This is a genomic window from Burkholderia sp. IMCC1007, assembly GCF_027257875.1.
Lineage (GTDB): Bacteria > Pseudomonadota > Gammaproteobacteria > Burkholderiales > Burkholderiaceae > Burkholderia.
Window position 1 is genome coordinate 1 of the sequence record NZ_JAPVQY010000135.1, and the last position, 1,329, is coordinate 1,329.

The window sequence follows — 1,329 nt, forward strand, 5'->3', positions numbered from 1 at the left end:
GGTGCTGGGTGCTGGGTGCTGGGTGCTGGGTGCTGGGTGCTGGGTGCTGGGTGCTGGGTGCTGGGTGCTGGGTGCTGGGTGCTGGGTGCTGGGTGCTGGGTGCTGGGTGCTGGGTGCTGGGTGCTGGGTGCTGGACGCGAATGCTTCGGTGGTGCCGCCCGTTCGCTCATCGAAGAGATCTACGTTCTGCGACGTGGCCAACCTGTGCCGGTCAAAAGCAACAGCGAGGACTCCGACGGAACCGGCCCAGCAGACGCGTTCCGCGACTTGCCGCCACGATGCCGGCTGCAAGTCTTATGGTCGCTGACCATCGTGCACCCAGCGGACGCATGCTCTTGCGGATTCGCTCCGCCGACGAGCGAGTCGGCGGCCGCCCCCATATAGGCTGTTCCCGGCAGCGACGCATTCGACCAAAGTTCATAGTTCGACGAAGATACGCGAGATATTTGGAGAAATAGCAGAAGATCGCGAATCGAGGCAGCAGCGACGTCCTTGGCAACAGTTGTAGCGTGCTTGAACGGAGAAGCATGGGAGACGAGTTCGCACGCAGTGCAAATCCGCTACAGCGACGTGGGCGAACGGCGAAATGCTTGGCGCTCTGTGGATCGACCGGATCGCCCACGGCGACTCGTCCGGGAGGACGGAAACTGCATGACGACGGTCCGCTGCCCCGGCGGCTGGAGCGATTGCCGATGACCGGAATCGGTATCCATCGGTAACTCAAACAGTGGCCCCGGGGCAGCTCCTGCGAAATGCACGCGGCGGAGTGACGCGGCTAGCTTCAGTGACGAGGGTGTTGTAGCGGCACGCATTGGCGAGGGCCGGCATTCGATCTCGTCGCTTAGGAGGAGATCACCGCAATATGACGCCCAACACTGAGAAGATAGCCGATGAACGGCCCATTCGAGGGCGTCGTGTCGAGCAGCGCGAAGCGCAATGACATCGGCATGTGGCGCAGCCACGGTGGAATCCAGACGGTTGTCCCGCGCGCTCGGAATGCCGGAGATCGACGTGTAGTCGGGCAGCGCCTGGCAGCTCACCCGCTTGGAGACAGTGAACGCCCGGATCGCATCCGGATCCCCCCATGCATTTCCGCCGCGCCAATGCAAAAACCCCCGCCTTTCGGGCGGGGGTTCTTGGCTTAGGGAGCCTGACGATTACCTACTTTCACACGGGAATCCGCACTATCATCGGCGTAGAGTCGTTTCACGGTCCTGTTCGGGATGGGAAGGGGTGGGACCGACTCGCTATGGTCATCAGGCAAAAGGGGTTGTTCTGCTGGCGTGGCCAACAGAACCAATCTTGGAAGAAGCAGTAATTTAGGTTGTG

At 61.9% G+C, this 1,329-nt stretch carries 1 rRNA gene; it reads right to left on the bottom strand.

Going from position 1 to position 1,329, the window contains the following annotated elements:
- Positions 1-1,148: 1,148 nt before the first annotated feature.
- Positions 1,149-1,261, bottom strand: a 5S ribosomal RNA gene (rrf, locus tag O1Q03_RS39915).
- Positions 1,262-1,329 lie beyond the last annotated feature (68 nt).